The following is a 21,331-nucleotide window of genomic DNA, read 5'->3' on the forward strand; positions in this document are numbered from 1 at the left end:
CGTTCAGGCGAGACGGGCCGGATTGAGAGCAAGCACAACATCCGCAGCCAGTTCGGAGGGACGAGAAAAGCACAGGTCCGCGGTCAACCGCGACAGGGCCGGTGCCGTCTGTACCCCGTAACCGCCCTGTCCGGCCAGCCAGAAGAACCCTTCGGCGTCCGGAGCAAAGCCGACAACGGGCGTGCGGTCGGCAACGAAGCTCCTGAGCCCCGCCCAGTTCCGCTCCACCCGGGTGACCGGCATGGTGACGGCCTGCTCGAAGCGGTGCAGCCCTTCGGCAAGCACCATATCGTCGGCCCAGACATCGTGAGGCTCGACCGGATCCTCGTCGGCAGGGGAGACCATCAGCTTGCCCGCGTCGGGTTTGACGTACCAGCTTTCCGAAGCACTGGCGACCAGCGGCCAGCCGGTGACATCGACACCCTCCGGGGGCGGCACGATGGCCGCCGAGCGGCGCATGGGAACCAGGCCGACCTTGCCGACAGCTGCCAGGCCGGCGATCTGATCCGCCCAGGCACCGGCGGCATTGATCAGCACAGGCGCCTCGAACGTGCCCTTCGGCGTTTCCACCCGCCAGGAGCCGGAGACGCGAGAAATTCTTTCAGCCGGTGCTTCGGTGACGAATGTCGCGCCGTTTCGCCGGGCGAGACGCGCGCACCCTTGCAGAAACCGGTCGACATCGATGTCCCTGGCGTCGCGCTCGATGGCCGCCGCGGCGATGCGTTCCCTGCGCAGCAGAGGAAACAGGGCGACCGCGTCCTCCGCGCTCAGGATTTCCATGCCTTCGGCGCCTTTCAGATAGGTGTCGAAGGCCTCCAGCTCGTCTTCCGCAGCGATCAGCATTTCGCCGCGCGGCGTGAGCAAGCTGCTGTCCGAAATACCGTGGGGCGCCTCCAGTACCGGCTCGGACGCACGGTTCAGGGCCCTGAGGGTCCGGTTGCCATAGTTGCGGATATAGATGGCCGCCGAGCGTCCCGTGGAATGCCGCCCGAGCGCATCCTCCATTTCCAGAACGGTGACGGAGGCGTCAGGCGCCAGGCGCGCGGCGGCGCTCGCGCCGGCAATACCGCCGCCGATGACCAGGAAATCCGAGGTTTCGGTCATGCGTCCTGAAATCCCTTCAGGAAGCCGGTCAGGTTCTGACCGAGTTCCTCAGACAAATAGCCGCCTTCCTGGACAAACAGGGCCGGCAGGCCAAGCCCGGCGATGGCGGCGCCGATCCGGCCGAAGCCCGGCGTGGTGATGGCAAGCCCCTTGAGGGGATCCTTTTCATAGGCGTCCAGGCCGAGCGCCACAACAACAACATCGGCACCGAAGGCGCGGATGTGCTCGAACGCGGTCTGAAGCGTCTCCAGATAGGCAGCGTCGCCGGTGCCGCGCGCCAGCGGCAGGTTGAGGTTGCAGCCCCGGCCTGCGCCCTCACCGCGCTCGTGGCCATGGCCCCAGAAGAACGGATAGAAGCGCACGGGATCGGCATGGAGCGAGACGGTCAGAACGTCGCCGCGCCCGTAGAAGATGCCCTGCGTGCCGTTGCCGTGATGCACGTCGATGTCGAGAATGGCCGGCCGCTTGCCGGCGCTCAGAAGGCGCTCCGCCGCGATCGCGGAATTGTTGAGGAAGCAGAACCCCCCGGCGAGATCCGCGAAGGCATGATGCCCCGGCGGGCGCGACAGCACATAGGCGGCCTCACCGCCTGCCGCCATCAGATCGGCGCCCTCGATGGCGCTCTGCGCGGACCAGTAGGCCGCCTCCCAGGTTCCAGCCGCGATCGGACAACTGGTGTCGGCCTGATGAAACCCAGCCTGACCGACCGCCGAGCGCGGGTAGCTTGCGGTTCTGCGGTCCGGGTGAATATTCGGGATCACTTCGTCGGAAGCGCCCTCGATCCGGCTCCAGCGCTTGTGGATCGTCTGCAGGAAGACCAGGTATTCAGCCGAATGCACCGCCGCGATCGGACCCAGCCCATGATCCCGCGGAGCCTCGAAGCGCGCCCCGGCTGCTTCCGCGCCCGCTTTCAGGACCTCGATACGGCGGGGTTGTTCCGGGTTCGCCAGGCGTGTGCCGTTGGCCATGAAGTGTTTGGGATCATGCGCCCATTGACGCTCGTCCAGTATCGCTCTCATGAACGTTTCCTCAAGTTGGCCAGTGCCGGTCCCTGCAGATCGAAGACAGTTTCATCGCCCCGGGGCTCGAAACCCAGGCGCTCATACAGACGGCGGGCGCCCGGATTGTCGTGATAGACGGCAAGTTTCAGAAAGGTGACCGTCCAGTCCTCGGGCGCGAGCGCCGGCGCGGCCGCCAGCAACCGCTTGCCGAGCCCGGCCCCGCGCGCGCGTTCCGACACCCACAGGTCCGACACATAGAGGCCGGCGCCGCCGCGTGTGGTCGAAAACACGGGGGAAGCCACCAGCGCTCCCAGGGTCTCATCGTTGCGCGAGGCCAGCAGCGCGAGGAAAGCCGGTGGATCGGAAAAACCGTGACGCAGCAGATCGTCCGGCCCGGTCGCATGACAATCTCCCAGATCGCGGGAAAGGCAGCTCAGCGCCCAGTACAGCCTGGTGGCATCCTCGCGCCGCGCGGGTGTGATTTCGATCCCGTCCATTTTCAAAAAGCCGTCCCGCCCGCGCCCTTGAGGCCGAGCATCTTCCGGGCGTCGGTGGGCGAGGCGATGCTGCGGCCGAGTTCCTCCGCGATCTTGCGGATCTTGACGACCTGGTCCGCATTGGACCGGGCCAGCTCGCCCCGGGCGATATAGAGATTGTCTTCCAGGCCGACCCGCACATGCCCCCCCATACCCGCCGCAATCGCCGCGAAGGGGATCTGCTGGCGCCCGGCGGCAAGCACGGAGAACAGGTAGTCCTTGCCGAAGAGCTTGTCAGCCATGCGTTTCATGTGTTGCAGGTTCTCCGGGTCGGCGCCGATGCCGCCCAGCACCCCGAACACGAACTGGATGAAAAAGGGCGGTTCGATCAGACCCCGGTCGGCAAAGTGGCGCAGCATGTAGAGATGGCCGACATCGTAACATTCGAACTCGAAACGCGCGCCGCGCTCCTGTCCCATCCGGACCAGAACCTCGGCGATGTCCCGGGGGGTGTTCTTGAAGACAAGATCGTCGGAGTTTTCCAGGAACGGCTTTTCCCAGGTGTGCTTCCAGTCGTCATGCCGGGCCGCCAGCGGATAGAGCGCGAAGTTCATGGTGCCCATGTTGAGCGAACACATTTCCGGCTCGGCCGTCAACGGTCCTTGCAGGCGCTGCTCCAGGCTCATGACGGCGCTGCCGCCGGTGGTCAGGTTCAGGACGGCGTCGCAGCCGGCCTTGATCTGCGGCAGAAACGCCATGTAGTCCGCCGCGTCGGCGGAGGGCTGACCGGTCTGCGGATTGCGGGCGTGCAGATGCAGGATCGCCGCACCCGCTTGCGCCGCACCTATGGACTGGCTTGTGATCTTGGCCGCCGTCACCGGCAGATGCGGCGACATGGTGGGCGTGTGGATGGAACCGGTAACGGCGCATGTAATTATAATCTTGTCTGTCATTTCAATCGCTCAGCCAACACGGGCCCGTTGTTGCGAAAACCTGTCCACGAGCTGGCGCAGGGACTTGTCGAGCCCGTCGACGATCTCGGCCACATGGTCCGGCGTGGAAATCATCGGCGGGGCAATCAGGAAATGATCGCCGCTGTAACCGCCGCGCGTTCTGCGGGAATAGATGATCAGACCGTTTTCATAGGCGATATCGACCAGCAGGCTGAAGGCATTCAGCTCCCTTGGAAGCGGGGTCATGCCTGCCCTGTCCTCGACCAGTTCGAAGGCTAGCAACAGTCCTTCGCCGCGCACATCGCCGATTATCCCGTAACGGTTCATCAATCCGGTCAGTTCGCCTTTCAGCAGTGCGCCGGTGGAAGCGGCGTTCGTGCAGAGATGCTCCCGCTCGATTTCGTCCAGAACCGCCAGTCCGGCGGCGCAGGCAAGCGGATTTCCCGCGTAGGTGAAGCCATGCAGGAATCCTCCGGCATCGAGCACCCTGGCGACAATGTCGCGATGCGCGACCATTGCGCCGAGCGGGGAATATCCGGCGGCAAAACCCTTGGATATCACCAGGATGTCCGGCGCGACGTCCCAGTGGTCCGCGGCGAAGAACTTGCCGGTTCGCCCGCCGCCGGTCATGACCTCGTCGTGGATCAGGAGAACGCCGTGGCGGCTGCAGATCTCGCGAATGCGTTTCATGTACCCCTTCGGGGGCACCAGCGCACCGGTGGAGGCGCCGCCGACCGGCTCGACGATGAAGGCCAGAACCGTGTCCGGGCCTTCGTTGAGGATCTTTTCCTCCAGCATGTCGGCGTAGTGGTGGCCGGTCGCCTCGTCCTCAGGATCGAGACCGTCGAGATAGGCCCGCGGCGCGGGGATCTTCGGCATCGGCCGCATCATCGGATCGAACGGCTCCGTCAGGGGAGCATAGCCGGTCAGGGCAAGCGCCCCGAGGGTGCAGCCGTGATAGGACGGATCCCGGGAAATGACCTTGTACCTGCCGACCTCGCCGATCGCGAGCGCGTGCTGGCGCGCCAGCTTGATGGCGCTTTCCACCGCCTCCGAACCACCGGACACGAAGAACACCTTGTCGAGCCCGTCCGGCGCCAGGCCCGCCGTTCTGGCGGCGAGCTGTTCGGCCGGTTCCGTCTCGAAATGCAGCCGGTAGCCGAAGGTCGACTTGTCCATCTGCTTGCGCATGGCGTCCAGGACGCGCGGATTGGAATGGCCGATATTGCAGACCATGGCGCCGGACGATCCGTCCAGGTAGCGCTTGCCGTCGACGTCCCACATGTAGACGCCGCGGGCCTGATCCAGAACCGGCCGCCGCTGGCCAGTCTGGTAGAAGAGGTGCGAGGTTTCCGGACGGGTCATGCGGACGCTCCCGGCAGCGCCGCGCAGTCCCGCGGGCGGAAACGAACGGACACAGGGGTTCCTTCGGCAAACGGACGCCGGTCGATCATGTTGACCGCCTGAAGCTTCTGATCGCCGACGCGCACGAAATAGCGCGCCGCCTGGCCCTGATAATCGACCGCTTCGACGACGCCGTCGAGGGCGATCCGGTCGTCCGCCGGGGCATCCGCCTCCGTGAGCTGTAGTTTTTCCGCCCGGATCACGAGCTGAGCCGGGCCGGCTCTGGCGACATTGGGCGCCCGGTCCCGCGGCACGGTCACTTGCCCGATATCGTCATGCTCGAGCGTCAGGCCGTGGCCGGTCACTTCCCTGCAGGTGGCCGGCAGGATGTTGGAGATCCCCAGGAAGCGCGACACGAATTCGCTGGCCGGGGTGTTGTAGACCTCTTCCGGCGTGCCGACCTGCTCCACCCGGCCGTCGGACATCACGACGATCCGGTCCGACATGGCAAGGGCCTCGGACTGGTCGTGGGTGACGAAAACGGTGGTGATGCCGATCCGGTGCTGGATCCGTTTCAATTCCACGCGCATGTCCTCGCGCAGGTTGGCGTCCAGCGCGGACAGCGGCTCGTCGAGCAGCAGGACATCCGGCTCGATGACGATCGCGCGGGCCAGGGCGATGCGCTGCTGCTGGCCGCCGGAAAGCTGTTTCGGATAGCGGTCGCCGACCTGGGGAAGTTGCACGAGGTCCAGCGCGTCCCTCACCTTCTTCTCCGCGTCCGCTTTCGAAATGTCGCGGTACTTCAGCCCGAAGGCAACGTTTTCGGCAATCGTCTTGTGGGGGAAGAGCGCGTAGTTCTGGAACACGAGCCCGAGATTGCGCCGGTGGATCGGCACATCGTTGATGCGCTGACCCTTGATGGTGATGTCGCCTTCGGTCGGGTCGATCAGACCGGCGATCATCCGCAAGGTGGTGGTCTTGCCGCATCCTGACGGGCCGAGCAGCGTGACGAAACTGCCGTCCGGTATGTCCATGCTCATCCGGTGAACGGCGGTGAAGCCGCCGAACTTCTTGACGATATTGGTGAGGGAAACTGCGCTCACGCCATTTCTCCGGCTGTCGGGTGCGGGGGTGCCCGCAGCCGGAACCGGCTGCGGGCAAGTCGTTGTCAGGCTCAGTAGCCCTTCTGGATCCGGCCGAAGGTCTTCGACCAGTCCGCCTCGTGGGCGTTCCAGTATTCAGGGTTGGCGAAGGTCAGTCCGTCCAGGGTGCCGGTCGGGTCGAACGCCGGCAGTGTCGGGATCTTCTTGCCGAGATCGACCTTGTTGGGATCAAGCGCCGGTGGATAGTTCTGGCCCTCGGCAACCGCAATCGAGGTTTCCGGCGCCAGCATGAAGTTGAGCAGTTCCTCGCATTCGGCCATGGGCGAGCCCTTGATGACGAACAGACATTCCTGCCAGCCGAACCCGTTGGGCGGATCGATGTAACCGATGTCGTGACCCTGTTCCTGAAGCGCGTAGATGCGGCCGGACCAGCCCTCGGTGACATAGATCTCCTCTTCGGCGAGCAGGCTCATCAGTTCGGCGCCGGACTGCCAATATTTCAAAAGCAGATCCCGGTTGGTGCGCACGGCCGCCCAGACCGCGTCCATGTCGGTGGCGTTGTTCGGGTCCTGGCCGGTCTGCAGCGAGGCGTACCAGACACGGGTGCGCCAGTCGGACCAGCCGCCGATCTTACCCTTGTAGGCCTCGTCGATCAGCAGCTTCGCGCCCTTTTCCCTGGCCTCTTCGTCGGAGATGTACTTGCGGTTATAGGCAATGCCCGTGGTGCCATAGTCATAAGGTACGCAGGAAAGCTTGCCGTCGGTGACCGAGCGGAAAACATCGGTCAGCTTCGGAATGACGTATTTGAGGTTCGGGATGTTGTCCTCGTTGAGGGTCGCGTTCAGCCCGAGATTGACGTAGCGCGCATAGTCGAACACGCCGGACAGATGCGCGATGTTGTATTCGCCTTCCTGACTGGCTTTCACACGGGAGAGATATTCGTCACCGCCACCGAAGGTGCCGTCGACAACCTTGACGCCGGTCTTTTCCGTGTAGGGGTCGAAGGCGTATTTTCGGAACGCTTCGGAGACCACACCGCCCCAACCGTCGAACCGGACCTGGTCCGTGGCGGCGAAGGCCTGACGGGCGAAGGGCGTCTGGACGCCGAAGGCAAGACCGGCGGCGCCGATCAGTCCGAGAAACTTGCGCCGGTCGAGATCGCCATTGAGGTAGCGTTCGCGCAGGCGTTCATAACGTTTGGTACTGTCCATTTTTCTGTCCACTCTGGTTCGTTTTTTTCAGGTTTTCTTGTTTGGGTCGCGCGGTTCTAGCCGCCGCGCTGCATGGCCATCCGCCGGGCGATCGCCAGGCCGAGAAGCGGTAATCCGACGGTGAGGAAGATCATCACGGTGCCGAGCGCATTGATCTCCGGCGAGATCGAATTGCGCAGCATGGCGAAGATCTGGGTCGGCACGGTTTCCACCCCGCCGGGCTTCCAGAACAGCGTGCCCGTGATGTCGTCGAAACTGATGGTGAAGGCGAACAGCATGCCTGCGAAGACGGCCGGGGCCAGCAGCGGCAGGGTGATCCGGAAGAAGGCCTGCACAGGGCTGGCGCCCAGGCTGAGCGCGGCCTCTTCGTAATCCCTGCGGATGCCGACGAGGCGGGCCTGCACCACCAGGATGACAAAGGGCAGTGTGAAGATCACGTGTCCCATCAGCAGCAGAAAGAAGCTCTTGTTGATGGACAGGAAATTCAGGAACAGCAGCAGGGCGACCGCCAGAACGACTTCCGGCACCAGGATCGGCGCGATCAGAAGTGTCGAGATCAGGTTGCGGCCGGGCACGTTGTAGCGCACCAGTGCCAGGCTCGCCAGAACGCCCAGTGTCGTGGACACCAGCGCGGTCAGCCCGCCCAGGATCAGCGATGTGCGGAAGGCCCTGAGGATGGCGTCGTTCTGGGCCAGTTCGACGAACCAGCGGAACGAGAACCCGGTCATCGGGAAGCTGCCGAACTGGCTGGCGTTGAAGCTCAGGAGCACGATCACGGCCACCGGCAGGAACATGAACAGATACACCAGAAGCGTATAGATGCGGATCAGGTTCCAGCCCATCAGCCGAGCCCCTTCATCAGTTGTGCCATGCCCAGGTAGTGATTGTAGATCAGCACCAGGGCACCGAGGACGGCGAGCAGCATCAGCGACAGGGCGGAGCCGAGCGGCCAGTTGAGCTGGGTGATGATCGCCTCGAAAACGAGATTGGCGAACATGGCGTCCGTCGGACCGCCGAGGACCAGCGGCGTGATGTAGGTGCCGGCGCTGAGGACGAAACACAGCAGTCCGCCGGCGGCCAGCCCCGGCAGGGACAGCGGCAGGGTCACTTCCCGGAAGGCCTGCCAGCGGGTCGAGCCGAGCGAACAGGCGGCGTCTTCCAGCGAGACATCGACACCTTCCAAAGCGACATAGACATTCAGCACCATGAACGGCAGCAGGAAATGCACCAGCCCGAGGATCACGGTCGGCTCGTTGTAGAGCATCTGAACCGGCTCGGAGACGATGCCCAGATTGAGCAGCAGCCAGTTGACCGCGCCGGAGACGCCCAGAATGTTGATCCAGGACATGGTGCGGATGATGTAGCTGATCCAGAACGGCAGCATCAGCAGAAGCAGCAGCAACGCCTTGTTGCCTTTCGAGCGGGCGATGAAATAGGCGGCCGGGTAGCCCAGCACCGCGCAGGCGACGGTGGTGATCGCCGCGATGCGCAACGTTCCGAGCAGAATGTCCCGGTAGAACGGATCGGTGAGCGCCTCGACCCAGTTGTCGAGATAAAAGCCGGCCTGATCGGCGCCCGTGGCGGTGCGCAGCCAGAAGGAATAGACGACGATGAACGCGAGCGGCACGAACAGCAGCAGGCCCACCGCGCTCAGGGCCGGCGTGAGCAGTATCCACGGTTGCCGTCTTTCGCGCGCCTCGACGCTCATGGATTTGCCCCGCTGGATCAGCAAAGACCGATCGAAATCGACGGACCTTCAGGAGCTGACCGGTTTTTGGATTGTCAAAACTACTTGACTCCAGCGTTGCAGGCGGCCCCTCATAGATCAAATAGATAATAGAAATTACAAGTATTGATGAGATCTATATGCCCGAGGAGCTTCGCCCTATCCAGGCCGAGAGGCTGGCCCGCGACCTGGACTGGAACCTGCTCAGGACCTTTGTCGTCCTGGCGCAGGCGGGCAGCGTGACCCGTGCGGCAGAACGGCTCCGCCTGAAACAGCCGACCGTCTCCAGTGCCCTGAAACGGCTGGAAGACCGGCTCGGGCGCAGGCTGATCAACCGCAAGCCCGGCCAGTTCGAGCTGACGGAGGCCGGCACGCTCCTGTTCAAGGAGGCGGTCGAGATCCAGGGATCCATCCTGCGGCTCGGCACCTTGATGCGCGACGTCACCGACGAGGTCCGCGGCCATGTCGAGATCGCCATGGCCAGTCACGTGGTCAGCCCGCTCTTCGACGATACCTTGCGCGAATTTCACGAACATCACCCCGCGGCGACCCTCACCATCAATGTGTCGGCCAGCAAGGACGCCCTGGAGGCCGTGACCGCGCGCCGTGCCTCCGTGGCCGTCTGCCTGGTACGGGATCGAAATCCCAGGCTGGAATACCTGCGCCTGTTCCGCGAATTCTTCGGCCTGTTCTGCGGGCCGCCCCATGCCCTGTTCGGCAAGACCGACCTGACCAAATCCGATCTTGCCGGCCAGTCGGCGGTCAGTTTCGTCACCGACCGGCTGGAAGACGCGCTGAGGCCGGTCACGCTGATGCGCGCGGAGGCCGATCTGGAAGACCGGGTCGTCGGCACTTCGGCCAATCTGGAAGAAGTCCGGCGCATGATCATCGCCGGCCTCGGCGTCGGCCCGCTGCCGGTTCACGTCGCCGGGCGGGATGTGCGCGACGGTCTCTTGTGGCAGTTGCCGCCCTATGACGCCTTGCCGGAGATTGATGTCCACGTGGTCTGGAACCCGAAGGCCAAGCTCAACCGCGCCGAAAAGGCCCTCCTGGGCATGCTGCTGGCCAGGATCCGGGAGACCCCGATCGAGGAGAGAACCTACCGGTAACACGATGAAGGAGGACCGGATTTCCCGTCTTTTGCCCCCCGGAGCGATGCCCTTTTCTGCCCATTAAGGATGCATTGAGCCCGATCGCAAGGTCACGGTAGAGTGGCCAGAAGGAACCGATCCACCCTGCAGATCCGCGCAATCGGACCTCGGGCGTACATCCGCGGATCTTCCGGTCGATCACCGCGCATGGGAGGCAAGCGTATGGATGATATTTGCCATCCGATCACACGTCTGGAGGCGGATGTCTCGGCGGGTCTGATCGGGCACACGGACATGGTCGAGCGTCTGCTGATCGCCCTGCTGACCGGCGGTCACGTGCTGATCGAAGGTCCGCCCGGCGTTGCCAAGACCCGTACGGTCAAGCTGCTTGCGGCCCATCTGCCCGGCAGCCACGGCCGCATCCAGTGCACGCCGGATCTTCTTCCCGCCGACCTGACCGGCACCCAGGTGTTCCGGCCGGAAACCGGCAGCTTCGACTTTCTTCCCGGACCCGTCTTTCACGCGCTGGTGCTGGTCGACGAGATCAACCGCGCGCCTCCCAAGGTGCAATCGGCACTGCTGGAGGCCATGGCCGAGCGCCAGGTGACCACGTCCGGTGTCACCCGGCCCCTGCCCGACCCGTTCATGGTCGTCGCCACGCAGAACCCGATCGAGCACGAGGGCACCTTTCCCCTGCCGGAGGCGCAGATGGACCGGTTTTTGCTGCATCTTGCGCTCGGCATGCCGGAAGCCGCGCAGGAGCGCGCCATACTCGATCTGGTGGAAGCCGAGGACATCGCCGCGGCGGCTTCCCCGATCCAGCAGATGTCCGCCGAGGAGCTGCGCACCGCGCAGGCGGAAGTCGCGAGGGTGCATCTGGCGCCCGCGCTCAAGGATTTCATCGTGCGGCTGGTCATGGCGTCGCGGCTCGGTGGCGCCGTTGCCGAATGGGTCGAGCATCCCGTCTCGCCGCGCGGCACGCTGGCGCTGGCCGCGTCCGTGCGGGCCCGCGCCTGGCTGAAGGGCCGCGACCACGGCCTGCCGGAGGACGCCCAGGCGCTGGCGCCCGACGTGCTTGCCCATCGGCTGATCCCGAGCTGGGCCGCCATCAGCGAGGGACGCACCGGACGCGGCCTGGTCGCCGATATCCTGGGGCTGGTCGAGCCATGGTGAGGGCAGCGCTGAACCATCCGGGCATCCGGTTGAGCGCGCGGGACCTGCTGGCGCTGCGCGAGGACGCGCGGCTACCGGGCAGGCACCGCCCGGCGACCCGCAGGCCCGGTGCGGTTCCGGCCAGACTGCCGGGCGCCGGCATGGACCTCAGGGAAATCCGGGCGTATTCGGAAGGCGACGACACCCGCCGGATCGACCCGGCCGCCACCGCGCGGACCGGCACGCCCCATGTGCGCAGCTTTCACGAGGACCGGGACGACACGACGCTGCTGATCGCCGATTTCAGGCCGGCGATGCTTTGGGGCACGGGCGATACGCTGCGCTCGGTCCGGGCGGCCCGGTTGCTGGCCCGGCACGGCTGGCAGGCCGCCGCGCGCGGAGCCTCCGTTGCCGCGCTGACGATCACCGCCACCGGCGTCTCGGCGCTGCCCGCGCGCACCGGCGCAAGGCAGCTCGGTGCCATCGCCCAGATGTTCGCACAGGCGCATGATAGCGCGCTGGAACTGCACGGAGACGTTTCGGAGCACAGCCAGCCTTTCGCGGCGGCGCTGGTACGCGCGGCGCGGCTTGCCCCGCCCGGCGCGCAGGTCTGGCTTGCCACCGATGGGGAGGGCATTGCCCGGCAGGACGAAGCCGCCCTGCGCCGTCTGTCCCGCCGCAGGCGGGTGACCTTGCTGTGCCCGCTCGATCCGGCCGAGATTTCCCCACCGCCCGCGGCCCTGCCGGTCTCGTCCGGCGCCGCCTGCCGGTTCGCGCGGCTGCGGGCATTCGATCCAACGGCGCTGGCTGCCCGGATGCGGGCGCTGAACGTCATTTTCATGGCCGCCGCAGATGACACAGGCTGAGCTGATTGCCACCTTGCCGGCAGGCCGCCTGCCTCCGGACCTGACAGCACCCGGCCCCGCCGAGCTGTTGGCCCTGTTCGGCGCCGGCCTCATGGTTGCGGCGCTGGTGGCGCTGCTGATCGCACCTTTCCTGGCGCGCCGGCCTTCCCGAAAGGCCCGCATCCGCGCGACCCGCGCACTTGCACCGCAAGAACGTCTGCTGGCGATCGCGCGCATTCTCGGCCATCTGCCCAAGGCGCTGCGCCCGGCGGCCTATGGCGGCCAAGCCCCTCCGTCCAGTGAGGTCATCGAGCGTATCGCCCTGCGCTCGACACGGGTTTTCTCCAGACGCGATGCGGGGCGGAAATGAACCTCGCCTTTCCGCTCGCGCTGCTGCTGCTGCCGCTGCCCTTTCTGGTCCATCGTTTTCTGACGCGCCCCGGCACCGTCCGTGCCGCCTTGCAGGTTCCGGCCGGTCTCTACGCCTCGGCCCTGCCGGCGGCAGGCCGAGGCGATCGTCCCGGCAGGATCTTGCTGATCCTGGCCTGGGGGGCGCTGGTGCTGGCGCTTGCGGGGCCGCGCCTGTCGCAGACGACGGGCCTCCTGCCGTTTTCCGGACGCGAGATCATCCTGGCGCTCGACCTTTCCGGCAGCATGGTCAAGGAAGACTTCGTTCTGGACGGCGCGCTGCTGTCGCGGCTCGATGCGGTCAAACGGGCAGCATCGGCTTTTGTTGCCGCGCGCAAGGGCGACCGCATCGGCCTCGTGGTCTTCGGCGAGCGCCCCTATGTGGCGCAACCGCCGACCTTCGACGTCGCCTCGGTCGCCCGCTCCATCGAAACGGCGCAGATCGGCATCTCGGGCCGGGCAACCGCAATCGCCGACGGGCTCGGACTGGCGGTCAAGCGGCTGGAGACCAGCCAGGCCGCCACAAGGATCGTCGTGCTGCTGTCGGACGGTGTCGACACCTCAGGCAAGGTGCGCGCGAGCGATGTCGCCCGGCTGGCGGCAGACAAGGGTATCCGGGTGCACACCATCGCGCTCGGTCCCGAGGATCTTGAGAGCCAGCCCCGCGCCCGGGACGCGGTCGATGCGGCGGCTCTCAAGGCGATGGCCGAGATCGGCGGCGGCACCAGTTTCCGGGTGCGTACCATGGAGGATCTCCAAGCCATGGCCGCGACCCTGGACCGGCTGGAGCCGAGCCCTATGCGCCGCCCGCCCCTGCACTACTGGCGTCCGCTGTGGATCTGGCCCGCCGGTGCCGCGTTGGTGCTGCTTCTGCTGCTTGCTGCCCGAAGAAGAGGATGAGAAGAAGCGCATGAGGAGGAGGAGCACATGAGCGATCTGACCCTGCTGCGCCCGTGGTGGCTGGCGGTGCTGCCGCTGCTGATCGTCCTTGCGCTGTGGACCTGGCGGCGCGGGTCTGAAGCAGGCGGCTGGCGGCAGGTCCTGCCCGCACCGATGCTGGGGGCCATGCGCACGCTCGGCCATCTGCGCGCGGACACCGGCCGGGCGGGATTTGCCTGCCTCGCAGCGGCCGGTCTGCTGGCGCTCGGCCTCGCGGGACCGGCCGTGCCCCGGACGGACGCGCCCGTGCTGGCCGGAAGCGGCGCGATCCTGATTGCCATCGACATGTCGCCTTCCGTCGCCACAAGTCCGGCGCTGGCCGATGCGCAGGCGGCCGCCGCGCAGATCCTGCGGGCCGCCAACGGGCGCGCTGTCGGCCTGATCCTCTATGCCGGCGAGGCCTTCGACGTTGCTGCTCCGACCGCCGACCCGGCGACGCTGGAAACCCAGATCGCGGTGCTCGGCCCGGACACCGTGCCCGGAAAAGGCAGCCGCCCCGCCGCCGCCCTGGCGCTTGCAAGGCAGATGCTGTCGGGCGTGGACGACGCCGATCTGGTGCTGATCTCTGATGGCGGCGGTTTCGGCGCGGACGCGGCCGCAGAGGCCGACCGCCTGGCCGGTGACGGCGCCCGCCTCTCCCTGCTGACGCTTTCAGGCACTGCGGGCCCCGCGCTCCGCCCGGATCGTTTCCAGAAGCTGAGCGCTGTGGGTGTCACCGCACCGGCCCGGGCGCCAGAGCCCGTGCTCAGCCGGATTTCGTCGGCGGCGTCTCTTAGCAGGGACGGTGTCCTGCGTGCGCTCCGCTTCCACGATCTCGGGCCGCTGTTCGCGCTGCTGACGATGGTCCCCGTGCTCGCCCTGTTCAGGAGGCCTGCATGAAACGCACCGCCGCCGCCTTCCTGATCGGGCTTGCCTGCCTTGCCCTTGCCGGGCCCTCCGCATGGGGCCGCATCGCGCTGTGGACCGGGTTGCCGGGCGCGGCCGCGCTGCTGACCGCGCCTGCCGAAAAAGGCCTCGCGCTCTATCGGGAAGGCGCCTATGAGGCCGCCGACGCGGCTCTCGCAGATGCGGGACGCGGTCAGACCTTCAACCGCGCCCTGACGCTGGCGGCGACCGGACAGCATGCGCTGTCGGTCGCCTATTTCGACGCGGTCCTGTTCGCCGCTCCGGCCGACGACGAGGCCCGACGGCTGCGCGATCTTGTCGGTACGATGGTTGCCGCAACACGCGGCGACAGCGACGCCCCGGGTCGGCTGACCGGCCATGGCGGCCGCCCCGGTCCGGGCGACAGCAGCCCGTGGGGCTGGCCCGGCACGCCGGATCCCGAATGGCAGCGCAAGGTCGGCGAACGGGGGGTCGGTGCCTCCCAGGCCTGGCTGGAAACGATCTCGGACGACCCGGGCGAATTCCTGCGACTGCGCCTTGAAAAGGAATACCAGCGCCGGACCGCGCTCGGCCTGATCCGGGCGGAGGAGGCCGAACCATGGTGATCCGGTATGCCCTGCTGCTAATCCTGCTGTTCACTCCGGCTGCCGGGGCAGAAACGCTGCGCCTGCTGGTGCCGGAGATGCGGCCCGTTGTCGGGGAAATGATTCCGGTGACCGTGAGGGGTGAATACACCAGCCGGATCGCCCTGGAGACGCTGATTTTCCCCGACTCGGACGCCTATGACTGGATGCAACTTGCCCGTGACGACTGGCGCCAGGCGCGGGTCAACGGCCGGGCCGTTCGGGTCCTGGAACGGCGCATCGCGCTGTTTCCGCGCAAGGCCGGACCGGTGACGATCGGACCGCTCACCCATCATCTCACCATTGCCACCGACACCGGCGGCCGCGCGCCGCTGGACGTGAATGCCGAGCCGCTGACGGTCCAGGTCGCGCCGTATCCGGCGGACAGCCGGCCGCTCGCGGCCAGCGCGCTCAAGGTGGAGGACACGCTGTCGGCGCAACCGGGCAAGCTTCGCGACGGCGAGACCCTGATCCGCCGGGTGACACTCACCGCCGACGACACGCTGCCCCATCTGCTGCCGCCCCGGCCCATTGTGCGCCAGCCCTGGCTGATCAGCTTCAGCGCGCCGGAGGTGCGCGAGATGAAGCCGACGCCGCAGGGACCGGAAACCACCGTCATCTGGGAATGGCACCTGCGCCCCAAGACCGGCGAACCCGGCGTGCTGCCGCCGGTCGAGATCTCCTGGTTCGACACGGTGACCCGGCAGATGCAGGTCGCACAGATCCCGGCCATCCCTTTCGGCTATGCCAGTTTTGAGGCCAATCGCACCAGCAACAGGTCCGGCACCGGCCGGTTGTCCCTTTCCCAGCTCGCCATCGCCTGCGCCCTGTTCACAGCCGGCCTCCTCGCCGGCCTCGGCCTTGCCCTCTCCGGCGCATCGCCGCGCAGGAAGACCCAGGTCCTCAAGCTGCTGAAGCGCTGGTCCCCGCACGACCCGACCCGCCGCGCCCTGAAGGCAGCCGCAAGAACAAACGACCTCATCGTGCTGCGCTCGGCGACAGAGCGGTATCTCGCGCGGCGGCGGGCTCTCGGCCTGCCGGTACCGGGCAGCGCCACGGCGGAACTGGACCGGTCGATTTACGCGGCGAAGGCCGGGACGGAGGGGTTTGATCCGGAGCGATTCCGGCGGAGGCTGGTCAGGGGGAGGACCTAAGAGCGGGGAAAATTCGGGCAGAAGGGTTCAGAGGGAGCGACTGCCGTATGACAAGGAAAACTTCCCGCCTTGGGTGTCAAAGTTCGCCACCCGTGATAGTGTGTTTTCGTTCGATGAAAGAGAAAAACATGCCGGCAAGCCATACAAGAAACGTCGCCCTGACGCCTGAACTCAGCGCCTATGTGGATGACATGGTGACATCAGGCGACTACGCCAATGCGAGCGAGGTCCTGCGTGCGGGCCTTCGCGCCTTGAAGGAACGCCAGTCGCTGGAAAGTATCAGCGACCGGATAACTCAGGCCCTGGATCAGCTTGACAAGGGTGAAGGCATTTCCGGAACCCCGGAGACTGTGCTGACGGATGTCCTCGGCGCGGCGCGGGCGCGTCACACAACGTGAAGCAACTCGTCTTTTCGCCTGCGGCGCTTTCCAGTCTGGAAGACATATTGTTCGAGACCATAGCAGCATTCGGAGACGCCCAGGCAGAGCGCTACAGCAGACAGTTGGCGGCGCGACTGGATGCGCTCGCATCCGGCAGTCCCCCGCATGCAATTTCCTGCTCGCGTTTGCTCCAGGGAAACCGGGACGCCAAAGGACTGAAGTATTATCGGGAGGGACGGCACTATCTGATCTTGCGGGAAAGCAGTGATACACTCGAACTGGTTGAGGTTTTTCATGAACGCATGCAAATTGAGGCCAGGCTGCAGGAGTTGGAAATCTAGCTGTTCGGTCCCGGCATTCGCCGCCCGGAGCCGACGTCCACAGTCGGTGCAGCGAAGTACCGCTTCGAACCCAAAATGCTGATCATCTATCTACCAGGGTCAATTCCAGGTTCAATGCACCGCCAAGCTCAGACATGAATTGCCGCGCTTCCGCGCAAAGCTTTGCACGTCGGTTTCCAGCTCCGCACGCGGGAAGACGTGGAAGGGCCTTAGCCAGACCAAAGAGCAGCGTTCGGGATCAGCCGCGCCGCACCACGGAGGACAGGTCAGGGTTCGGGAAACGCCAAGGGAGGGCAGAAAACTCAATTCGTGTTTGTTCATCGAAGCACCCTTCGCCGTTTCGCGGTGCATGAACCTTCCGATCCCTCTTTACCATCCGCTGCACACAGCATAGCGTCCGAACACCGACGCACGACGACACTCAGAAAGGCTGCTCATGGACTGGAACCTGGTGATGATCATGGTGGGGATCCATGCGCTGATGTTTCTGACCCCCGGTCCGGACAGCATCATTGTCGTCTCGCGGGCGACTTCCCAGGGAATGCGGCATGCGTTCGCGGCGATTTTCGGCGTTATTTCCGCAGGGCTCATTCTCGTGCCTGCGATCGCGTTCGGGATGGACTTCATCAACTCCCTGTCTCCCGCAGTCTGGATGGGCGTTCGTGCCGCGGGCGCGCTTTACCTGATCTATGTCGGCTCCAGAATGCTTGCCGCGGAGTTCACCAGGCGCAGAACCGGAACACCGCAGGCGAACCGGTCCGCCGCAGCGCAGGACGAGCCGCTGTGGGCCGCCTGTCTTCAGGGGTTCCTGACCAATCTGGGCAATCCGAAAATGGTTGTCCTGCTGACGTCCTTCCTGCCGCAGTTCGTTGCGGTGGACCTGGGGCATATCAGCTATCAGATCCTGATGCTCGGCCTCGTCATGTATCTCAACGGCTTTGTCTGCTTCACGGTCATCGCCCTGGCGGCGGTCACCGTGAAAGGGCAGATCGTGAAGCGGCTCGGACCGGGAAAACTGTCTTTCTGGGGCGGCAGTTTCGCCGGCTCGACGATGCTGGGGGTCGGGGTGTGGATGCTCGCCGCGCCCGTCAGATACATTTCCTCGACACGGTGACCCCCGCCCGATCCGTGCGACGGGCGGGGTTTCCGGTGTCAGGCGCGTATGCAGCCGGCGATGACTACGCGGCCACGGGGTCCGGTGCCCCTGAAACCAGCGCAGCGACGCCGACGAAATCGACCTTGCCCGTGCCGAGGACCGGAACGGCCGGGACAACCCGGACCTCGGACGGCACCATCAGGTCCTGAACGCCGCCGGCCTTGGCGAATTTCAGGAACTCCATGCGGGTGGCCTCGGCCTTTTCGGTGATCAGGATCAGCTTTTCGCCCTTGCGCTCGTCCCTGATCGCCGCGACAGCGGACAAGGCATCGGGCCAGAGCCGGCCTGCGATCTCCTCGACCGCCGCCAGGGACACCATTTCCCCGCCGATCTTCGCGAACCGCTTGGCCCGTCCCCTGATGATCACGAAGCCCTCGGCATCGATCTCGACGATATCGCCGGTATCGTGCCAGCCATCGGCGAGCGGCTGCAGTATTCCCGGCTTCTCCGCGCGCAGATACCCCAGCATCACGTTCGGGCCCGAGACGAACAGCCGACCGCCCTCCTCGACACCCGGCACCTGTTCGAGGTGCGCGCGCATGCCCGGCAGGATCTTGCCGACCGTGCCCGGCTTGTTGAACATCGGCGTGTTGATTGCGATGACCGGTGCGGTTTCCGTAACGCCGTAGCCTTCCAGAATACGCACTCCGAACCGTTCCATATAGGTTTGCCGCGTGGAGGCCTTCACCGGTTCGGCGCCCGCGAAGCAATACCGCAGGGACCGGAAGTCGTAGGCATGGGCAACCCTCGCGTAGCCGTTCAGGAAAGTGTCGGTGCCGAACAGGATCGTCGCGTTGGATGAGTAGATCAGCTCCGGCACGATCCGGTAGTGCAACGGCGACGGGTACATGTAGATCGGCACGCCGGAGATCAGCGGCAGGATCGTGCCCGCCGTCAGCCCGAAGGAGTGGAACATGGGCAGGACATTGAAGACCTTGTCCTCGGGCGAGAAGTCGATCCGGGCGGCCGCCTGGGTGGCATTGGCCAGGATGTTCTCGTGGCTCAGGACAACGCCCTTCGGAGTGCCTTCGGACCCGGACGTGAACAGGATCGCAGCCGGGTCGGTGCGGTCACGGCGGACCAGCGGGCGCGCGCGTGTCAGAAGCCCGCGCAGCTTGTCGGCAAGGCCGATGGTCTTGCGGACATCCTCCAGCCAGACGATCTCCACATGACGGCCGAGTTCGCTCACCAGAGCGGACAGTTTGGCCTGCTCGACAAAGGCACGCGAGGTCAGGACCCTGGACAGTTTCGCCGTGCGGCAGGCCGACACCACGTTGGTCGCACCGGCGGTGAAGTTGATCATCGCGGGCACCTTGCCGGCGGATATGACGGCGAGCGTCGTGACGACCGCGCCATTGGCGTTCGGCAGCATCACGCCGATGGCTTCGTCTTCCCGGGCGATTTCGGCGAGCTTGCGCCCCAGGACGGCGACGCCCGTGAGCAGCTTGCCGTAAGTGAGCGCACCGGTCACCGGATCCTCGATGGCGACGCTGGACATGCCGCGATCCTTCGCGGTCTCCACGACCCGCTCGACAATCGTCTGCCGGTTGGCCAGATCGGTCTCGAACATCAGGCCGGACAGGATGTCGTAGAGCCTGGCACCGGCAGCCGCGCGGCGACGGCGGCCCTTCAGGGCTTCGTCCACGGCGAGTTTCTCCGGCTCCAGAATGGTCACCCTGACCTTCGGAAACAGCCTCTTGCGGATCTGGGCCGGGCGCAGATAGGAAAATGGTGTCCGCTCCAGTCCCTCGATCCGCACCGGCACGACCATCGAGCCGGTCTTGTCTGCGACCATGGCAGCGCCGTCATAGACCTTCATCAGGCTGCCTGTCACGGTCAGGCGCCCCTCCGGGAAGATCACCATCGGCTGACCGGCGTTGACCGCCTGGATCAACGCCCGCGTGGCCAGGGGCTTGGCCGGGTTGACCGGCAAGGCATTCGCGAGCTTCAGGAACGGGCGCACCCACCAACGCTTCGCGACATTGTAGTCGATGGCGAAGGTCGGGGCTTTCTCGGTCAGGGTCAGCGCCAGGCCTGCATCCAGGTAACTGACATGATTCAGGGCGAGGATCGGGGCAGTTCCCGCCTTTTCCAGGTTTTCAAGACCCCGGATTTCCATCCTGAAAAACGCGCGATAGATGATCGAAACGAGATCCCGGAACGGATCCGTCGGCAGGAACCGGAACATGACAACCGCTGCGACTGCGTTCAGAACCGCCAGAACCAGCATCACGTGGACCGGCTCGGTGCCTGCCCCCAGAGCGAGCGCAAGAGCACCGCTGGACACCGCCATCAGGCCCGCCCCCAGAGCGTTCGCCCCGGCGATGGTCCGTGCCCTGCGTTCGGGCGCGGCCCAGGCCTGAAGGGCGGCAAAGGTGGGAACGACAAGAAGGGCTCCGGCAATGGCGAGGCCGGCCATGTCGACGCTCAGCCGCATGACATCGGGACGGGCAAGGAAGGCGGCGAAGCCCGTGTCCGGCGCGCCCGGGGTAACGTGTGACAGGGTCAGGGCCGTGTCGAGCGCGAAGACGGCGATGAGGGCGGTTCCGGCAACAGCGGGCAACAGCACGACGCGGCCGGCGGACAACCAGGCGGCCAGCGCCGAGCCGATGCCGATCGACACGGCGAAGACGGTCAGGAACCAGGTCACGGCCAGTTCACCACCGCCCAGGACATCCTTCACGACGATCGGCAGAAGCGCCATGACCAATGCGCCCGTCATCCAGAACCAGGAGGTCATCAAGGCGGTGCGGCCAAGGCGGCGGTCGGCGAACAGGTCGCGCAGGATGCCGTGACTGGAGCGCAGGATGTTCCAGTCGACCTTCAGGTCCGGAGCGGCACTGCCCGCCGACGGTATCTTGCGGGCGCAGGCATAGCAGGCAAGGGCAAGGCCGATCATGAGCGGTGCGAACAGGAGCGATGCATTGCCGGAGGAAAACATCAGGCCCGCAGCAATGGTCCCGCCGAGGATCGCCAGAAACGTTCCGGCTTCGACCCAGGCGTTGGCCCTGGTCAGTTCGGACCGGTCGAGATGGTCGGGCAACAGCCCGTATTTGACCGGGCTGAACAGGGCCGAGCCGATGCCGAAGACCAGCAGCGCGGCGAAAAGCACCGGAACACTCGAGATCGCCATGCCGCCGACGGCCAGAACGGCACCGCCTATTTCAAGGAGCTTGAGACGCCGGGCAACAAGCGCCTTGTCGCATCTGTCCGCGATCTGCCCGCCCAGCGCGGACAAGAGCAGGAACGGCGCGATGAAAACGGCGCTTGCCACCGAAATCAGAACCGCCCCGCCGTCGGCGACATTGAACAGGACCAGAAAGACGAGAGCGTTCTTCAGGAAGTTGTCGTTGAACGCGGACAGGAACTGGGTCCAGAAAAGGGGCGCGAAACGCACGGATTTCATCAGGGACTGGGATTGGAATTGGGACATGGCCGT

At 65.7% G+C, this 21,331-nt stretch carries 21 protein-coding genes; 11 read left to right on the plus strand and 10 right to left on the minus strand.

Going from position 1 to position 21,331, the window contains the following annotated elements; translation table 11 throughout:
* Positions 1-3: 3 nt before the first annotated feature.
* The 9 genes from WNZ15_RS00095 to WNZ15_RS00135 form a co-directional block, all read right to left on the minus strand.
* A complete protein-coding gene (locus WNZ15_RS00095) occupies positions 4-1,104 on the minus strand; it encodes an FAD-dependent oxidoreductase (RefSeq protein WP_342890888.1) in 1,101 nt (366 codons plus the stop codon).
* The gene (locus tag WNZ15_RS00100; RefSeq protein ID WP_342890889.1) at positions 1,101-2,123 is read right to left on the minus strand and encodes a histone deacetylase family protein; all 1,023 of its coding nucleotides are present in this window, start codon (positions 2,121-2,123) and stop codon (positions 1,101-1,103) included. Before WNZ15_RS00100 ends, WNZ15_RS00095 begins: the two co-directional genes overlap by 4 nt.
* The gene (locus tag WNZ15_RS00105) at positions 2,120-2,602 is read right to left on the minus strand and encodes an N-acetyltransferase (protein ID WP_342890890.1); all 483 of its coding nucleotides are present in this window, start codon (positions 2,600-2,602) and stop codon (positions 2,120-2,122) included. The genes WNZ15_RS00100 and WNZ15_RS00105 overlap by 4 nt, the downstream gene beginning before the upstream one ends.
* Before the next feature lie 2 nt (positions 2,603-2,604).
* On the minus strand, positions 2,605-3,534 hold the full coding sequence (locus tag WNZ15_RS00110) for a 3-keto-5-aminohexanoate cleavage protein (protein ID WP_342890891.1): 930 nt from the start codon (positions 3,532-3,534) through the stop codon (positions 2,605-2,607).
* Between the two features lie 9 nt (positions 3,535-3,543).
* Positions 3,544-4,899 (minus strand): aspartate aminotransferase family protein, encoded by a 1,356-nt coding sequence (locus WNZ15_RS00115; protein ID WP_342890892.1) that lies wholly within the window; start codon positions 4,897-4,899, stop codon positions 3,544-3,546.
* Positions 4,896-5,981 (minus strand): ABC transporter ATP-binding protein, encoded by a 1,086-nt coding sequence (locus WNZ15_RS00120; RefSeq protein ID WP_342890893.1) that lies wholly within the window; start codon positions 5,979-5,981, stop codon positions 4,896-4,898. Before WNZ15_RS00120 ends, WNZ15_RS00115 begins: the two co-directional genes overlap by 4 nt.
* A 71-nt stretch (positions 5,982-6,052) precedes the next feature.
* Entirely contained in the window at positions 6,053-7,192 is a 1,140-nt protein-coding gene (locus WNZ15_RS00125) for an extracellular solute-binding protein (protein ID WP_342890894.1), read from the minus strand.
* 56 nt (positions 7,193-7,248) lie between these two features.
* Complete coding sequence (locus tag WNZ15_RS00130; RefSeq protein WP_342890895.1) at positions 7,249-8,034, minus strand: ABC transporter permease; 786 nt, start codon at positions 8,032-8,034, stop codon at positions 7,249-7,251.
* Positions 8,034-8,900: an ABC transporter permease gene (locus WNZ15_RS00135; RefSeq protein WP_342890896.1), complete on the minus strand. Its 867-nt coding sequence runs from the start codon at positions 8,898-8,900 to the stop codon at positions 8,034-8,036. The genes WNZ15_RS00130 and WNZ15_RS00135 overlap by 1 nt, the downstream gene beginning before the upstream one ends.
* Before the next feature lie 158 nt (positions 8,901-9,058).
* Between WNZ15_RS00135 and WNZ15_RS00140 the strand changes: the two genes are divergently transcribed.
* The 11 genes from WNZ15_RS00140 (at position 9,059) to WNZ15_RS00190 (ending at position 17,850) form a co-directional block, all read left to right on the plus strand.
* Positions 9,059-10,027 carry a LysR family transcriptional regulator gene (locus WNZ15_RS00140; protein ID WP_342890897.1) on the plus strand — a complete coding sequence of 323 codons (969 nt, stop codon included), beginning with the start codon at positions 9,059-9,061 and terminating at the stop codon, positions 10,025-10,027.
* Between the two features lie 204 nt (positions 10,028-10,231).
* Positions 10,232-11,182 carry a MoxR family ATPase gene (locus WNZ15_RS00145; RefSeq protein ID WP_342890898.1) on the plus strand — a complete coding sequence of 317 codons (951 nt, stop codon included), beginning with the start codon at positions 10,232-10,234 and terminating at the stop codon, positions 11,180-11,182.
* Positions 11,176-12,027 (plus strand): DUF58 domain-containing protein, encoded by an 852-nt coding sequence (locus WNZ15_RS00150; RefSeq protein ID WP_342890899.1) that lies wholly within the window; start codon positions 11,176-11,178, stop codon positions 12,025-12,027. The genes WNZ15_RS00145 and WNZ15_RS00150 overlap by 7 nt, the downstream gene beginning before the upstream one ends.
* Complete coding sequence (locus WNZ15_RS00155) at positions 12,014-12,376, plus strand: hypothetical protein (RefSeq protein WP_342890900.1); 363 nt, start codon at positions 12,014-12,016, stop codon at positions 12,374-12,376. Before WNZ15_RS00150 ends, WNZ15_RS00155 begins: the two co-directional genes overlap by 14 nt.
* Entirely contained in the window at positions 12,373-13,314 is a 942-nt protein-coding gene (locus WNZ15_RS00160; RefSeq protein WP_342890901.1) for a VWA domain-containing protein, read from the plus strand. Before WNZ15_RS00155 ends, WNZ15_RS00160 begins: the two co-directional genes overlap by 4 nt.
* Before the next feature lie 27 nt (positions 13,315-13,341).
* Positions 13,342-14,232, plus strand: coding sequence for a VWA domain-containing protein (locus WNZ15_RS00165; RefSeq protein ID WP_342890902.1), 891 nt, complete (start codon positions 13,342-13,344; stop codon positions 14,230-14,232).
* A complete protein-coding gene (locus WNZ15_RS00170) occupies positions 14,229-14,843 on the plus strand; it encodes a hypothetical protein (RefSeq protein ID WP_342890903.1) in 615 nt (204 codons plus the stop codon). Before WNZ15_RS00165 ends, WNZ15_RS00170 begins: the two co-directional genes overlap by 4 nt.
* Entirely contained in the window at positions 14,837-16,015 is a 1,179-nt protein-coding gene (locus tag WNZ15_RS00175; protein ID WP_342890904.1) for a hypothetical protein, read from the plus strand. The genes WNZ15_RS00170 and WNZ15_RS00175 overlap by 7 nt, the downstream gene beginning before the upstream one ends.
* A gap of 128 nt (positions 16,016-16,143) precedes the next feature.
* The gene (locus tag WNZ15_RS00180; RefSeq protein ID WP_342890905.1) at positions 16,144-16,413 is read left to right on the plus strand and encodes a type II toxin-antitoxin system ParD family antitoxin; all 270 of its coding nucleotides are present in this window, start codon (positions 16,144-16,146) and stop codon (positions 16,411-16,413) included.
* The gene (locus WNZ15_RS00185) at positions 16,410-16,736 is read left to right on the plus strand and encodes a type II toxin-antitoxin system RelE/ParE family toxin (protein ID WP_342890906.1); all 327 of its coding nucleotides are present in this window, start codon (positions 16,410-16,412) and stop codon (positions 16,734-16,736) included. The genes WNZ15_RS00180 and WNZ15_RS00185 overlap by 4 nt, the downstream gene beginning before the upstream one ends.
* Before the next feature lie 436 nt (positions 16,737-17,172).
* Complete coding sequence (locus WNZ15_RS00190; RefSeq protein WP_342890907.1) at positions 17,173-17,850, plus strand: LysE family translocator; 678 nt, start codon at positions 17,173-17,175, stop codon at positions 17,848-17,850.
* Positions 17,851-17,914: 64 nt separating this feature from the next.
* On the opposite strand, the gene WNZ15_RS00195 is transcribed toward WNZ15_RS00190, so the two are convergent.
* Complete coding sequence (locus WNZ15_RS00195; RefSeq protein ID WP_342890908.1) at positions 17,915-21,325, minus strand: acyl-[ACP]--phospholipid O-acyltransferase; 3,411 nt, start codon at positions 21,323-21,325, stop codon at positions 17,915-17,917.
* Positions 21,326-21,331: the final 6 nt, after the last annotated feature.

The organism is Roseibium sp. AS2 (genome assembly GCF_038900065.1).
Classification (GTDB): Bacteria; Pseudomonadota; Alphaproteobacteria; order Rhizobiales; family Stappiaceae; genus Roseibium.

What these genes read in the sequence shown, in the direction of transcription:
- WNZ15_RS00095 (WP_342890888.1), bottom strand. Translation starts at nt 1,104, where the DNA reads ATGACCGAAACCTCGGATTTCCTGGTCATCGGCGGCGGTATTGCCGGC.
- WNZ15_RS00100 (WP_342890889.1), bottom strand. Translation starts at nt 2,123, where the DNA reads ATGAGAGCGATACTGGACGAGCGTCAATGGGCGCATGATCCCAAACAC.
- WNZ15_RS00105 (WP_342890890.1), bottom strand. Translation starts at nt 2,602, where the DNA reads ATGGACGGGATCGAAATCACACCCGCGCGGCGCGAGGATGCCACCAGG.
- WNZ15_RS00110 (WP_342890891.1), bottom strand. Translation starts at nt 3,534, where the DNA reads ATGACAGACAAGATTATAATTACATGCGCCGTTACCGGTTCCATCCAC.
- WNZ15_RS00115 (WP_342890892.1), bottom strand. Translation starts at nt 4,899, where the DNA reads ATGACCCGTCCGGAAACCTCGCACCTCTTCTACCAGACTGGCCAGCGG.
- WNZ15_RS00125 (WP_342890894.1), bottom strand. Translation starts at nt 7,192, where the DNA reads ATGGACAGTACCAAACGTTATGAACGCCTGCGCGAACGCTACCTCAAT.
- WNZ15_RS00130 (WP_342890895.1), bottom strand. Translation starts at nt 8,034, where the DNA reads ATGGGCTGGAACCTGATCCGCATCTATACGCTTCTGGTGTATCTGTTC.
- WNZ15_RS00135 (WP_342890896.1), bottom strand. Translation starts at nt 8,900, where the DNA reads ATGAGCGTCGAGGCGCGCGAAAGACGGCAACCGTGGATACTGCTCACG.
- WNZ15_RS00140 (WP_342890897.1), top strand. Translation starts at nt 9,059, where the DNA reads ATGCCCGAGGAGCTTCGCCCTATCCAGGCCGAGAGGCTGGCCCGCGAC.
- WNZ15_RS00145 (WP_342890898.1), top strand. Translation starts at nt 10,232, where the DNA reads ATGGATGATATTTGCCATCCGATCACACGTCTGGAGGCGGATGTCTCG.
- WNZ15_RS00150 (WP_342890899.1), top strand. Translation starts at nt 11,176, where the DNA reads ATGGTGAGGGCAGCGCTGAACCATCCGGGCATCCGGTTGAGCGCGCGG.
- WNZ15_RS00155 (WP_342890900.1), top strand. Translation starts at nt 12,014, where the DNA reads ATGACACAGGCTGAGCTGATTGCCACCTTGCCGGCAGGCCGCCTGCCT.
- WNZ15_RS00160 (WP_342890901.1), top strand. Translation starts at nt 12,373, where the DNA reads ATGAACCTCGCCTTTCCGCTCGCGCTGCTGCTGCTGCCGCTGCCCTTT.
- WNZ15_RS00165 (WP_342890902.1), top strand. Translation starts at nt 13,342, where the DNA reads ATGAGCGATCTGACCCTGCTGCGCCCGTGGTGGCTGGCGGTGCTGCCG.
- WNZ15_RS00170 (WP_342890903.1), top strand. Translation starts at nt 14,229, where the DNA reads ATGAAACGCACCGCCGCCGCCTTCCTGATCGGGCTTGCCTGCCTTGCC.
- WNZ15_RS00175 (WP_342890904.1), top strand. Translation starts at nt 14,837, where the DNA reads ATGGTGATCCGGTATGCCCTGCTGCTAATCCTGCTGTTCACTCCGGCT.
- WNZ15_RS00180 (WP_342890905.1), top strand. Translation starts at nt 16,144, where the DNA reads ATGCCGGCAAGCCATACAAGAAACGTCGCCCTGACGCCTGAACTCAGC.
- WNZ15_RS00190 (WP_342890907.1), top strand. Translation starts at nt 17,173, where the DNA reads ATGGACTGGAACCTGGTGATGATCATGGTGGGGATCCATGCGCTGATG.
- WNZ15_RS00195 (WP_342890908.1), bottom strand. Translation starts at nt 21,325, where the DNA reads ATGTCCCAATTCCAATCCCAGTCCCTGATGAAATCCGTGCGTTTCGCG.